Origin of the sequence: Streptomyces sp. NPDC088730, assembly GCF_044751215.1 — a bacterium.
In the GTDB taxonomy this organism is placed as follows: Bacteria; Actinomycetota; Actinomycetes; order Streptomycetales; family Streptomycetaceae; genus Streptomyces.
Window position 1 is genome coordinate 242568 of record NZ_JBIVLK010000010.1, and the last position, 13811, is coordinate 256378.

General features: G+C 69.3%; 5 protein-coding genes, 1 tRNA gene and 1 rRNA gene. 1 reads left to right on the top strand and 6 read right to left on the bottom strand.

The window, feature by feature from the left end; all coding sequences use genetic code 11:
- Positions 1-3: 3 nt before the first annotated feature.
- From ACIP89_RS27215 to ACIP89_RS27225, 3 genes are all read right to left on the bottom strand, one after another.
- Complete coding sequence (locus tag ACIP89_RS27215; RefSeq protein WP_402117234.1) at positions 4-2796, bottom strand: DNA translocase FtsK; 2793 nt, start codon at positions 2794-2796, stop codon at positions 4-6.
- A 210-nt stretch (positions 2797-3006) separates the two neighbouring features.
- Complete coding sequence (locus ACIP89_RS27220; protein WP_024494564.1) at positions 3007-3684, bottom strand: two-component system response regulator; 678 nt, start codon at positions 3682-3684, stop codon at positions 3007-3009.
- A gap of 245 nt (positions 3685-3929) precedes the next feature.
- Positions 3930-9404: a HAMP domain-containing protein gene (locus ACIP89_RS27225; protein WP_402117236.1), complete on the bottom strand. Its 5475-nt coding sequence runs from the start codon at positions 9402-9404 to the stop codon at positions 3930-3932.
- Between the two features lie 400 nt (positions 9405-9804).
- On the opposite strand from ACIP89_RS27225, the gene ACIP89_RS27230 reads away from it, so the two are divergent.
- A complete protein-coding gene (locus ACIP89_RS27230) occupies positions 9805-12447 on the top strand; it encodes a SpoIIE family protein phosphatase (RefSeq protein ID WP_402117237.1) in 2643 nt (880 codons plus the stop codon).
- On the opposite strand, the gene ACIP89_RS27235 is transcribed toward ACIP89_RS27230, so the two are convergent.
- From ACIP89_RS27235 to rrf, 3 genes are all read right to left on the bottom strand, one after another.
- Complete coding sequence (locus tag ACIP89_RS27235) at positions 12429-13325, bottom strand: alpha/beta fold hydrolase (protein WP_402117239.1); 897 nt, start codon at positions 13323-13325, stop codon at positions 12429-12431. The genes ACIP89_RS27230 and ACIP89_RS27235 overlap by 19 nt on opposite strands.
- A gap of 118 nt (positions 13326-13443) precedes the next feature.
- Positions 13444-13516 (bottom strand) — tRNA-Thr (locus ACIP89_RS27240).
- 208 nt (positions 13517-13724) lie between these two features.
- Positions 13725-13811: ribosomal RNA gene (rrf, locus tag ACIP89_RS27245) — 5S ribosomal RNA — on the bottom strand; the annotation flags it as partial.

The following is a 13811-nucleotide window of genomic DNA, read 5'->3' on the forward strand; positions in this document are numbered from 1 at the left end:
CCCTCACGAACCGGTTTCCCCGCGGATAAGTGCCAACACCCCGTCGAGCTCGTCCGGCTTCACCATGACGTCGCGCGCCTTGGACCCCTCGCTGGGTCCGACGATGTTCCGGGACTCCATCAGGTCCATCAGCCGGCCGGCCTTCGCGAAGCCCACCCGCAGCTTGCGCTGGAGCATCGACGTGGAGCCGAACTGGGTGGAGACGACCAGTTCGGCGGCCTGGCAGAGCAGATCCAGGTCGTCGCCGATGTCCTCGTCGATCTCCTTCTTCTGCTTCGTGCCGACCACCACGTCCTCGCGGAACACCGGGGCCATCTGGTCCTTGCAGTGCTGGACCACTGCGGCGACCTCGTCCTCCGTGACGAAGGCCCCCTGCATACGGGTCGGCTTGTTCGCCCCCATCGGCAGGAACAGCCCGTCACCCTTTCCGATGAGCTTCTCGGCTCCGGGCTGGTCGAGGATGACCCGGCTGTCCGCGAGGGACGAGGTGGCGAAGGCGAGCCGGGAGGGCACGTTCGCCTTGATCAGACCGGTGACGACGTCCACCGAGGGCCGCTGGGTGGCGAGGACCAGATGGATGCCGGCGGCGCGGGCTAGCTGGGTGATGCGGACGATCGAGTCCTCGACATCGCGCGGGGCGACCATCATCAGGTCGGCCAGCTCGTCGACGATCACCAGCAGATACGGGTACGGCGACAGCTCCCGTTCGCTGCCCTCCGGAGTCTTGAGCTTTCCGGTGCGCACCGCGTGGTTGAAGTCGTCGATGTGCCGGTAGCCGAACGCGGCGAGGTCGTCGTAGCGCAGATCCATCTCGCGCACGACCCACTGAAGGGCCTCCGCGGCCTTCTTCGGGTTGGTGATGATCGGCGTGATCAGGTGCGGAATGCCCTCGTACGCGGTCAGCTCGACGCGCTTGGGGTCGACGAGCACCATCCGGACGTCCTCCGGAGTCGCCCTTATCATCACCGAGGTGATCAGGCAGTTGATGCAGGAGGACTTCCCGGAACCGGTCGCACCGGCCACCAGGACGTGCGGCATCTTCGCCAGGTTGGCCATCTCGTAGCCGCCCTCGACGTTCTTGCCGAGCGCGACCAGCATGGGGTGGTCGTCCTCCGCCGCGTCCGCGAGGCGCAGCACGTCTCCGAGGTTGACCATCTCGCGGTCGCTGTTGGGGATCTCGATGCCGACCGCCGACTTCCCCGGGATCGGGGAGATGATCCGGACGTCGGGGCTGGCGACGGCGTACGCGATGTTCTTCGCGAGCGCCGTGATCCGCTCGACCTTCACGGCCGGGCCGAGCTCCACCTCGTACCGCGTCACCGTCGGGCCGCGGGTGAAGCCGGTGACGGCCGCGTCGACCTTGAACTCGGTGAAGACGTTGGTCAGGGACGCGACGATCGCGTCGTTGGCGGCGCTGCGGGTCTTGCCGGGGCCGCCCCGCTCCAGCAGGTCGAGCGAGGGCAGCGAGTACGTGATGTCGCCGGACAGCTGGAGCTGCTCCGCGCGGGCCGGCAGCGACTGCGACTCCGGGCGCTCCGGCACCGGCTTGGTCAGGTCGGGTACGCCGCCGGAGGGCGAGGACGCCTTCTCGCCCGGCCTCCTCTCGCCCGGCCTCGGCGCGGGCTCCGCCTCCCTGGCCCCCGGCACCGGGGTGCCGGAGCGCTCCCGGTCCGGTGAGACGCCCTGGGTGAGGTCGGCGACCACGGGCGAGGGCGGCATGCCGTTGAGCACGGCGCCGTCGAGCGCGGCGGCAGCGGCGGCCGCGACGTCGACCGCGTCCATGGTGCGGTTCATCGCGGGCTGCGCGGAGGGCCTGCGCGGCCGGCCGCGGCGCTTGGCGAGCGCCTCGGCCTCTACGCGGTCGGTGTCGTACACCTCCTCAGACGCCTCGGAGCGCCGGGAGGAGCGCGGGGAGCGGGCGGGCAGCGACTCGCGCCACTGCTCGTCGTACCGCTCGTCGTCGCTCCCGTCCTGCGCCTCCGGGCCGTACGCGGGGTCGACGATCCCGAGTCGGACGCCGAGCAGCCGCAGCCGCTGCGGAATGGCGTTCACCGGGGTCGCCGTGACGACCAGCAGTCCGAAGACGGTGAGCAGCAGGAGCAGCGGGACGGCGAGCACCTCGCCCATGGTGAAGATCAGCGGTTTGGACGCGGCCCAGCCGATCAGGCCTCCCGCGTCCTGCATGGCCTCTGTGCCGTCCTCGCGCCCGGGTGAGCCGCAGGCGATGTGGACCTGGCCCAGCACCCCGATGACGAGCGCGGAAAGACCGATGACGATCCGGCCGTTGGCCTCGGGCTTCTCGGGATAGAGGATCAGCCGTACGGCGATGGCGCCCAGCAGTATCGGCACCAGCAGGTCGAGCCGGCCGAAGGCGCCGGTGACGAGCATCTGGACGAGATCACCGACGGGACCGCGCAGATTCGACCAGGTGCCCGCGGCGACGATCAGCGCGAGGCCGAGGAGCAGCAGCGCGACCCCGTCCTTGCGGTGCGCGGGGTCGAGCCCCTTGGCGCCGCGCCCTATGCCGCGGAACATCGCGCCGATGGCGTGGGCCGCACCGAGCCAGACCGCGCGCACCAGGCGGTACACACCGCCGGTGGGCGAGGGCGCCCGTCTGGGCGCGACCGCCTTCTTGGCCACCGCCTTCTTCGCGGGAGCCTTCTTCGCGGGCGCGCTCTTCCTGACGGCCGCCTTCTTCGCGGGCGCGGCTTTCTTCGCCGGACCCGGGCCACCGCCGACACGCTTCGCGGTGCCCGCCGTGCCCTGGGAACCCTTGCCGGACGTACGTGAGGCCATGGGCCGAGGTTACCGTTGTCCGCGGTGGTGAACACGTGCGCGGGCCCGTTCACCCGACCGTGTCGTCCTGCGGCGGACGCTAACTGACGCGCTCTCACCCGCTCCGCGCCCCAGAGGGGCCACCGACCCGCCCGCCCCGCCGGGCACTTGTCACCGCCGGGCCCGAAGACACCTGACGGGCAAGGCCGGTACGGGCCGCGGCCCGAGGCCTTACGAGGTGAGCGGGGCCGGCCCGCCGTTGGTACCGGGCTCCAGGGCGTCCAGCGCCCGGCGCAGCCCGGTCAGCTTCCGTTCGAGATGAGCGGCGGTGGCCACCGCTCCGGCGTCCGCCGACTCGTCGTCGAGCTGCTTGGACAGCGCCTCCGCCTGCTCCTCGACGGCCGCGAGCCGTGCGGAGAGTTCGGCCAGCAGGCCGGCGGGCTCCTTCTCGTGGTTCGCACCGGCGGGCACACCGCCTTCGAGCTGGAGACGCAGCAGCGCCGCCTGCTCACGGAGCTGGCAGTTCTTCATGTACAGCTCGACGAAGACCGAGACCTTCGCCCGCAGCACCCACGGGTCGAACGGCTTCGAGATGTAGTCCACCGCGCCGGCCGCATAACCCCGGAAGGTGTGATGCGGACCGTGATTGATCGCGGTGAGGAAGATGATCGGGATGTCCCGGGTCCGTTCCCGCCGCTTGATGTGCGCGGCAGTTTCGAAACCGTCCATGCCCGGCATCTGCACATCCAGCAGAATGACCGCAAAGTCGTCCGTGAGCAGCGCTTTGAGCGCTTCCTCCCCTGACGATGCCCGCACCAGTGTCTGATCGAGCGCAGAGAGGATGGCCTCCAGCGCCAGCAGATTCTCCGGCCGGTCATCGACCAGGAGGATCTTGGCCTTCGGCACCATGGCCCGTCCTCCTCGCCCCGGAATTGCACCGGGCGCCGCCCCAGGGGACGACTCCCTTACGCCGTCCGTCCTTGTGCCGGTCATGGTAGCCGCACCCCGCCCGTCACCACACCCTGTCACCGCGATGTCACCGTGCACATACCAGAAACGCGGCGAGAGACCAAAAGGTTCCCCGGATACCGCGTTCCCACACCACTTCGGACACACTCGATCAACAAATCATCATTGATTCGCTCAATCGGCGATCACTCTCCGCGCATCCAACCCTCCATGACGGAAAGAAGATGATCAGGGTCGACCGGCTTGGTGACGTAGTCGGAGGCTCCGGACTCGATCGCCTTCTCCCGGTCGCCCTTCATCGCCTTGGCCGTCAGCGCGACGATCGGCAGCCCGGCGAACTGCGGCATCCGGCGGATCGCGGAGGTCGTCGCGTAACCGTCCATCTCCGGCATCATGATGTCCATCAGTACGACCGTCACATCGTCGTGCTGTTCGAGGACTTCGATCCCCTCGCGCCCGTTCTCCGCGTACAGAACGGCCAGCCCGTGCTGCTCCAGCACGCTGGTGAGCGCGAAGACGTTCCGGATGTCGTCGTCGACGATCAGCACCTTCTCGCCGTTGAACCGGAACGTCCTGCGGACCTCGGGCTCCTCCTGGACCGCAGGCGTCCAGGGCTCCTGCGGAGCGCTCCTGGGGGCCTGCGGGGCCGCCGGGGCCTGCGGCAGCGCGGGCTGCTGCCCGGAGCCGTCCAGCGCCTTGCGGCGGCGCCTGAACAGCCCTGCGGCGCCACCCTGGTCGTCACCGCTCCCCGGCCGGCCCAGCTCCCGTCCGAAGTCCTGGAAGCCCTCCACGAGCCCCTGCCCGGCCTCGGGCAGCCGCCCGCCCTCGACCGCGCCGCCGGGCATCTCGATGGGTCCGGGGCCGATCTGCGGGTAACCCTGCGGCGGGAGTTCGCTCGGGTGCAGCGGCAGGTACAGCGTGAACGTCGAGCCCCGGCCGGGCTCGCTGGCCGCGTGGATCTCGCCGCCCAGCAGTCGGGCGATCTCCCGGCTGATGGAGAGGCCCAGGCCCGTACCGCCGTACTTGCGGCTGGTCGTGCCGTCCGCCTGCTTGAACGCCTCGAAGATCACCAGCATCTTGCTGGAGGCGATCCCGATGCCGGTGTCGGTCACCGAGAACGCGATCAGATCTGCGTCGGCGTCGCGCAGCGAACCGGCCTCCAGCAGCTGTTCGCGGATGGCGTCGGGCACCTCCGGCCCCGCATGCCGGATCACCAGCTCGACGGCACCGCTGTCGGTGAACTTGACCGCGTTGGAAAGGAGGTTGCGCAGCACCTGGAGCAGCCGCTGTTCGTCGGTGTGCAGCGTGGCCGGCAGCTCCGGCGACACCCGGACGGAGAAATCCAGCCCCTTCTCCGCGGTGAGCGGGCGGAATGTCGCCTCCACGTAATCGACCAGCTGAACCAGTGCGATGCGGGTCGGGCTGACGTCCATCTTGCCCGCCTCGACCTTCGACAGATCAAGGATGTCGTTGATCAGCTGCAGCAGATCGGACCCCGCGCCGTGGATCGTCTCGGCGAATTCCACCTGCTTCGGTGACAGGTTTCCCTCGGCGTTGTCCGCCAGCAGTTTGGCCAGAATGAGCAGCGAGTTGAGAGGCGTCCGCAGCTCGTGCGACATGTTCGCCAGGAACTCCGACTTGTAGCGCATCGAGACCGCGAGCTGCTCGGCGCGCTCCTCCAGGACCTGCCGCGCCTCCTCGATCTCGGTGTTCTTGACCTCGATGTCCCGGTTCTGCTGGGCGAGCAGCTCGGCCTTCTCCTCCAGTTCCGCGTTGGACGCCTGGAGGGCTTTCTGCCGGTTCTCCAACTCCTGCGAGCGGTCGCGCAATTGCTCGGTCAGTTCCTGCGACTGCTCCAGCAGTTTCTCGGTGGTCGTGTTGACGCTGATGGTGTTGACGCTCGTGGCGATCATCTCCGCGAGCTGGTTGAGGAAGTCCCGCTGGATATGCGTGAACGGCTGGAACGAGGCCAGTTCGATCACTCCGAGGACCTTCCCCTCGAAGAGCACCGGCAGCACGATCACATGCGCGGGCGGCGCCTCACCGAGGCCGGAGGAGATCTTCAGGTAACCCGGCGGGACGTTGTCCACCTGGATCGTCCGCTTCTCCTCCGCGGCCGTGCCGATGAGCGTCTCGCCGGGCCGGAAGGACGTCGGCATGGAGCCCGCGGAGTAGCCGTAGCTGCCCCGCATCCGGAGCACGTACGCGCCCTCCTTGTCGCCCTCCGCACCCAGCGCGTCGGTGTCGCCGGTGGCCATGGCCAGGAAGAACGCACCGTGCTGGGCGGAGACGACCGGGGTCAGCTCGCTCATGATCAGGGAGGCGACGTCGTCGAGATCGCGCCGCCCCTGCATCAGGCCGGAGATCCGGGCGAGGTTGCCCTTGAGCCAGTCCTGCTCCTTGTTGGTCGCCGTGGTGTCGCGCAGGTTGGCGATCATCGTGTTGATGTTGCCCTGCAGCGCCTGGATCTCGCCGGCCGCGTCCACGTCGATCTTCAGATTGAGATCGCCGCGGGTCACCGCGGTGGCCACGGCCGCGATGGCGCGCACCTGGCGGGTGAGGTTTCCGGCCATCTCGTTCACCGACTCGGTGAGGTCGCGCCAGGTGCCGTCGACACCCCGGACGCGTGCCTGGCCGCCCAGCTGCCCCTCGGTACCCACCTCGCGGGCCACCCGGGTCACCTGCTCAGCGAAGGAGGACAGCTGGTCCACCATCGTGTTGATGGTGTTCTTCAGCTCCTGGATCTCACCGCGGGCATCGATGTCGATCTTCTTGGTGAGATCGCCCTTCGCGATGGCCGTGGTGACGGTGGCGATCTGGCGCACCTGACCGGTCAGGTTGGACGCCATCGAGTTCACGGACTCCGTGAGGTCCTTCCAGGTACCCGCGACCCCGGGGACCCGTGCCTGGCCGCCCAGTTCGCCTTCGGTACCCACCTCGCGGGCCACCCGGGTCACCTCGTCCGCGAACGAGGACAGGGTCGTCACCATCGTGTTGACGGTGTCCGCCAGTTCGGCCACCTCGCCGCGTGCCTCGACGGTGACCTTCTTCGTCAGGTCGCCGTTGGCGACGGCGGACGAGACCCGGGAGATGTTCCGCACCTGACTGGTCAGGTTGTTGGCCATCAGGTTGACGTTCTCGCTGAGGTCCTTCCAGATGCCCGTGGCGCCGCGCACCCGGGCCTGGCCGCCGAGAATGCCCTCGGTGCCCACCTCCCGGGCGACCCGGGTCACCTCGTCACCGAAGTTCATCAGCTGGTCGACCATCGTGTTGACGGTCGTGACCAGTTCGAGGATCTCGCCCTTGGCGTCGACGGTGATCTTCTTGGAGAGGTCACCCTTGGCGACCGCGGTGGTGACCTCCGCGATGTTGCGGACCTGGAGGGTCAGGTTGTTCGCCATGCCGTTGACGGACTGCGTGAGGTCCTTCCACGTACCGGACACACCCTGCACCTCGGCCTGGCCGCCGAGGATGCCCTCCGTGCCCACCTCGCGGGCGACCCTGGTCACCTGCTCCGCGAAGTTCGACAGCTGGTCGACCATCGTGTTGAGGGTGTTCTTGAGCTCCAGGATCTCGCCGCGGGCGTCCACGTCGATCTTCTGCGACAGGTCACCGCGCGCCACCGCCGTGGCGACCTGCGCGATGTTACGGACCTGAGCGGTGAGGTTCCCCGCCATGCCGTTCACCGAGTCGGTCAGATCACGCCACACACCGGCCACGCCGGGCACCTGCGCCTGGCCGCCGAGCCGTCCGTCCGTGCCCACCTCGCGGGCCACCCGGGTCACCTGCTCGGCGAAGGCGGAGAGCTGGTCGACCATCGTGTTGATGGTGTTCTTCAGCTCCAGGATCTCGCCGCGGGCGTCCACGTCGATCTTCTGCGACAGGTCGCCCCGCGCCACCGCCGTGGTCACCTGGGCGATCTGGCGCACCTGGGAGGTCAGGTTCCCCGCCATGAAGTTGACGGAGTCGGTGAGCTCCTTCCAGGTACCGGAGACACCGTCGACGCGCGCCTGACCGCCGAGGCGGCCCTCCGTGCCCACGTCCCGCGCCATCCGCGTCACCTGGTCGGCGAACGACGACAGCTGCGCCACCATCGTGTTCACGGTGTTCTTCAGTTCGAGCATCTCGCCCGCCACATCGACCGTGACCTTCTGCGACAGGTCGCCGTTGGCGACCGCCGTCGTCACCTGCGCGATGTCCCGCACCTGGCCCGTCAGGTTCCGGAACGCCGTGTTCACGGAGTCCGTGAGGTCCTTCCAGGTGCCGGCCGCGCCGGGCACCTCTGCCTGGCCGCCCAGCCGCCCCTCGACGCCGACCTCCCGGGCCACCCGGGTCACCTCGGAGCCGAACGACTGCAGCTGGTCGACCATGGTGTTGACGGTGTTCTTGAGTTCGAGCATCTCGCCGGCCACGTCGACGGTGACCTTCTGCGTCATGTCGCCACTGGCCACCGCCGTGGTCACCTGCGCGATGTCCCGCACCTGGGTCGTCAGGTTGCGGAAGACGGTGTTCACCGAGTCGGTGAGGTCCTTCCACGTTCCCGCGGCACCCGGCACCTGCGCCTGCCCGCCGAGCACACCCCCGCCGCCGACCTCGCTGGCCACCCGGGTGACCTCGTCCGCGAAGGTGCGCAGCGTCTCGGTCATCTGGTTGATGGTCTCGGCGAGCTGCGCGACCTCGCCGCGGGCGCTCACCCGGACCTTCTGCGACAGGTCGCCGTTGGCGACCGCCGTCGTCACCTCCGCGATACCGCGCACCTGCGAGGTGAGGTTGCCCGCCATCGTGTTGACGGAGTCGGTGAGGTCCTTCCACACCCCGGCCACGCCCGGGACGGTCGCCTGTCCGCCCAGCTCGCCTTCCGTACCCACCTCGCGGGCGACCCTGGTCACCTCGGAGGAGAACGAGGACAGCTGGTCGACCATCGTGTTCACGGTGTTCTTCAGCTGAAGCATCTCGCCGGCCACATGGACGGTGACCTTCCGCGACAGGTCGCCCTTGGCGACCGCGGTCGTCACCAGGGCGATGTCCCGCACCTGCGCAGTCAGCCGGTACGCCATGGTGTTCACGGAGTCCGTGAGGTCCTTCCAGGACCCGGACATGCCGCGCACCTGGGCCTGCCCGCCGAGCTTGCCCTCGGTCCCCACCTCCACCGCGACCCGCGTCACCTGCTCGGTGAACGCCGACAGCTGGTCGACGAGGTTGTTGACCGTACGGGCGACCTTCAGGAACTCGCCCCGCAGCGGCCGTACCGTCTCGTCGGTGGTGTGCGAGCGGAGCTCCATCCGCTGCTCCAGGTCACCGTCGGCCACCGCCGACAGCACTCGTCCGACCTCGGAGACGGGGCGCGCAAGGTCGTCGACGAGCTCGTTGGAGGCGTCGATCGCGGCGGCCCAGGACCCTTCGCAGGCGCCGGTCTCCAGCCGCTCGGTGAGCTTGCCCTCCCGTCCGACCACCCGCCGTACCCGGGCGAGCTCACCGGTGAGGTGCACATTGCGGTCGGCGACCTCGTTGAAGACGGCGGCGACCTCCGCCATCACGCCGTCACCGGAGACGGTCAGGCGCCTGCGGAAATTACCGTCGCGCATGGCCACCAGACCGGCCAGCAGTCTGTTGAGCGCTGCGGCGTCGACTTCGATGGTCCCATTGCGCTGCTTCTTCACGGACTGTCCGCCTTTAGTGCGCGTGCCTGTTCCCCGCGCCGCCACGCCAGACTCCACCGTGTCCCTCCCGCAGGGTTGACCGTATCGCTCGGGTCTTCTCTGGGAGCTTGCCCAGATCCTCAATGGCTCACCGCCACAGCACACCGTTGACGGGTGACTATGCGGACGTCAAATCGTTGAAACCTACCAGGCCGGAACCGGTAGGGGCGGAACGTCCAACCGTTGTCCCACATCCCCTCCCGGGGAAGCCCGCACCTGTCCGGTCACAGGCCCGTATCCATCCGTCCTCGCCCCAAGTCTGCCCTCGTGTACTCGGTACCCGGAGGGAGCGTCTAGCCTGGCAAGCGAATCGAAGCGGCTAGAAACGGGCACAGGACTCGGGGAAGCGACGAGACACCATATGGGGAGTGCTGTGATCACGGCGCGCGCGGCTGCCACCTTCGACCCGGTCGGGCGCTCCGTCGCGACCGCCCGCGCCTTCGTCCGCGACACCCTCCAGGGGTGGGGATACACCGACGTCGTCGACGACGCGGTCGTCCTCACCAGCGAGCTGGTCACCAACGCGGTGGTCCACGCGGGCACCGCGGCGGACGTGCTGTGCCTCCGTACGGAGGACGGCGTCCGGGTGGAGATCTCGGACCACTATCCGGAACGGGAGATCCCGCTCCAGTCCACCGGCCCCGATTTCGGCAGCCCGGACCGCGAGGGCGGCCGCGGCCTGCTCCTGTGCGCCGCGCTCGCCTCGCGCTGGGGCGTCGAGTACTCCCCCGCGCACAAGCACGTCTGGTTCCAGCTCGACCTCCCCGACCGCCCGGTGGGCATCCGCTCGGCGGGCCCGCTGCTCCCCGTGGACCTGCTCCCGGTCACCGACGAACGCGTCCGGGTCGCCGTCGTCCAGATCGACAGCCTCGGCGCCATCGGCGCGTGGAACGACGACGCCGCGTACCTGTTCGGATACGCCGCTGAGCAGGTCATCGGCAAGCAGCTCACCGACCTCACGGCGTGGCCGCAGACTCCCGGGACCAACACCGGTATCGCCGACGCGCTCCGCCTCTCCCGCTGGGAGGGCAGCTACGGCATCCGGGGCGCCGACGGCCGCACCATCCCGGTCTACGGCTCCCACCTCCGCGTACGGGACACCCGGGGCGAGCCCTCGACGGTCTGCCTGCTGGTCCGCGACTACGAGCGGGCCGTGCTCCAGTCACCGGTACGCACCCCGGTCACCGACAACGGCACGGAGAGCCGCAAGACGGACCCCTTCGAGGTCTTCATCGGCTCCCCGGCCCCCGACGACCTCGACGGCCTGCTCCAGCGCACCGTCGAACGGGCCCGCGACATGCTCGACGCCGACGCCGCGTTCCTGCTGCTGGCAACGGACGACGAGACCGAGCTGGAGGTACGGGCCACGACCGGCCTTCCCTCCGCCCGCCAGCGCTTCGCCCGCGTCCCCGTGGAGGCCGGCACCGGACGGTACGGCTCGGCCCGCATGCCCGCGGTCCACGAGGACCTCGACGCCGTCCCGGGCGCCGTCCCGCTGCTGGGCAACACCGGTATGCGTTCGGTGGTCACCGTTCCGCTGAAGGTCGAGGGCCGTCTGACGGGTTCCCTGGGCGTCGCGGCGGAGGCCGCCGGGCGGTACTCGAACGAGGAGGCCCTGCGCCTCCAGTTCGCGGCCGACCGCATCGCCCTGGCCGTCGAATCGGCCCGCCTGGGCGAACTGGAACGGCTGCGGCGCGGCTCCCTCTCCTTCCTCGTCGAGGCGTCGGACCTGCTGGCCGGCACGCTCGACCGGGACCAGACCCTGGCCCTGATGGCGCAGATGACGGTCCCCACCCTGGCGACCTGGTGCGCCGTCTACACGATCGCCGACCAGTCCTCCGATCCGTACCTCTCCTACGTGCTGCACGAGGACGAGGAGCTCATCGACGGTCTCAAGGCCCTCCTCTCCAAGATCTCCCCGCCGGATCCGGTGCCGGCCCCCGGGGCCCGCTCCTGGTCGGCCCCTTCGGAGGCGGCCCATCAGGATGCCCTGCGCACTTCGATGCGCGGTATCGGCCTCGGTGACGCGGGCAGCCTGGGCGCGGGTATCCGTACGACGCTCGCGACGGCGGCCGCGGTGGGCGGGGAGACGGTGGTCCTTCCGCTCGTCGCCCGCAACCGTGTCATCGGCATGCTCACGCTCGGCAAACCGTCCGACGACCATTTCCGCCAGGAGATCCTGGAACTGGCAGAGGACCTGTCCCGCCGGGCCGCCCTGGCGCTCGACAACGCCCGCCTCTACTCGGAGCGCATGGCGATCAGCCAGTCCCTCCAGCGCAGCCTGCTGCCACCGGGGCTGCCGGACGTGCCCAATGTGGAGATCGAGGTCATCTACCGGGCAGCCGGCGAGGGCAACGAGGTGGGCGGCGACTTCTACGACGTCTTCCCGATCCGGGACGGCGCCTACGGCTTCGCCATCGGTGACGTCTGCGGCACGGGCCCCGAGGCCGCGGCCGTGACCGGCCTGGCCCGCCACGCCCTGCGCCTGCTCGCCCGCGAGGGGTTCGGCGGCCCCGCGGTCCTGGAGCGGCTGAACGCCGCCATCCTCGACGAGGGCGCCCGCAGCCGCTTCCTCACCCTGCTGTACGGCGAGCTGTGGCCCCAGGAGGACGGCAGCGCGCTGCTGAAGGTGGTCTGTGCGGGTCACCCGCTGCCGCTGCGCCTGCGCCAGGACGGATCGGTCGAGGCCGCGGCCGAACCACAGCCGCTGCTGGGCGTCATCGAGGATCTGGAGCTGTACGAGCAGACGGTCACTCTCGATCCCGGCGACGTCCTGTTGTGCGTGACCGACGGTGTCACCGAACGCCGCGAGGGCACCCGCATGCTCGGCGACGACGGCCTGGCGGACGTACTGGCCACTTGTACGGGCCTGACGGCCGGTGCGGTGGCGGCCCGCATTCTGCGGGCAGTCGAGCGGTTCGCGGCGGAGCCGGCCTCGGACGACATGGCCATCCTGGCGATGCGCGTCCCGGAGCCGCAGGCAGGTCAGGCCGTACCTGTCTGACCGGTGTGCGACACCAGGGCGTCGATGAGCCGGGGCCAGAGCTCGCGGGGGCGGTCGTGGCCCATGTCGGGGATCATCAGGAGTTCGGCACCGGGCACCAGTTCCGCGGTGCGCTTGCCGCCGCTGGGGTCGATCAACGTGTCGTCGAGGCCGTGAATGACCAGCGTCGGCGTCCGTAGTTCGCGCAGTGCGTCCGCCCGTGAACCGCTGAGGATCATCGCGCCGAGCTGCCGTCCGATCCCCGCGGGGTAGTAGGAGCGGTCGTAGCTCTCGGCAGCCAGTTCACGCAGCGCGGCGGCGTTGCCGTATCGCCGGGAGGCCCAGACGAGTTCCTTCTCCGCCGCCGCGACATATCCCTCGCGGTCCGCAGGCTTGGGGGCGAACAGCACCGCCTGTGCCTCCGGGCTGGACCGGCCGTATTCGTTCTCGCCGGTCGAGGACATCATCGACGTCAGGGTCAGTACGCGCTCCGGGCAGGAGAGGGCCATCGTCTGGGCGATCATGCCGCCCATCGAGGCGCCGACCACGTGGGCGCGTTCGATACCGAGCGCACTGAGCAGCCCGAGACCGTCTTCGGCCATCTCACGGAGCCGGTACGGAACCATCGCGAGGGCGGTGGGGAGGTCGCCGGAGCTGACGGCTGCGATGAACTCACCCATGTCGACGGGGTGCTCGTCGAACTTGGTGGACAGCCCGCAGTCCCGGTTGTCGTACCGGATCACGTAGCGGCCACGGTCTGCCAGGGCCCGGCAGAAGTTCTCGTGCCAGCCGAGCAGCTGCGCGCCGAAACCCATCACGAGCAGGACTGGCGGGTCCTCGGGGTCACCGAAGCTCTCGTACGCGATGGACACCTCGGAAGACACGCCAATGATCGACATGCGAGGAGCCTGTCATGTCCGATCGAGGAGCGCACCCAGAATTCTTCCTCCTGCTTTGCTGCCGGCTGTCCATACGCGAAAGGCCCCCGCCGAGTGGCGAGGGCCTTTCGTCTGTACGAGCCCCAATGCGGAATCGAACCGCAGACCTTCTCCTTACCATGGAGACGCTCTACCGACTGAGCTATTGGGGCCTTGCTGCCCTGCGGCAACGAGCTAAAGCATACCCTGAATCAGGGGGTGCGCAAAACCGCCTGACGCGCCATCACCCACCTTCGTACCAGGGCCCGTGCGGGCCGGCCCGGACCGTGGCAGCCAGGCCCGGGGGTCCCGGGAGTACGAACAGGGAACGCAGAAGAGCCCCGTGCCACAAGGGCACGGGGCTCAACTATTCTAAAAGGAGTTCGGCGGCGTCCTACTCTCCCACAGGGTCCCCCCTGCAGTACCATCGGCGCTGAAAGGCTTAGCTTCCGGGTTCGGAATGTAACC

Bases quoted from the DNA above. Each gene is read 5' to 3' on its own strand.
- ACIP89_RS27215 (WP_402117234.1), bottom strand. From the start codon at position 2,796: ATGGCCTCACGTACGTCCGGCAAGGGTTCCCAGGGCACGGCGGGCACC.
- ACIP89_RS27220 (WP_024494564.1), bottom strand. From the start codon at position 3,684: ATGGTGCCGAAGGCCAAGATCCTCCTGGTCGATGACCGGCCGGAGAAT.
- ACIP89_RS27230 (WP_402117237.1), top strand. From the start codon at position 9,805: ATGGGGAGTGCTGTGATCACGGCGCGCGCGGCTGCCACCTTCGACCCG.
- ACIP89_RS27235 (WP_402117239.1), bottom strand. From the start codon at position 13,325: ATGTCGATCATTGGCGTGTCTTCCGAGGTGTCCATCGCGTACGAGAGC.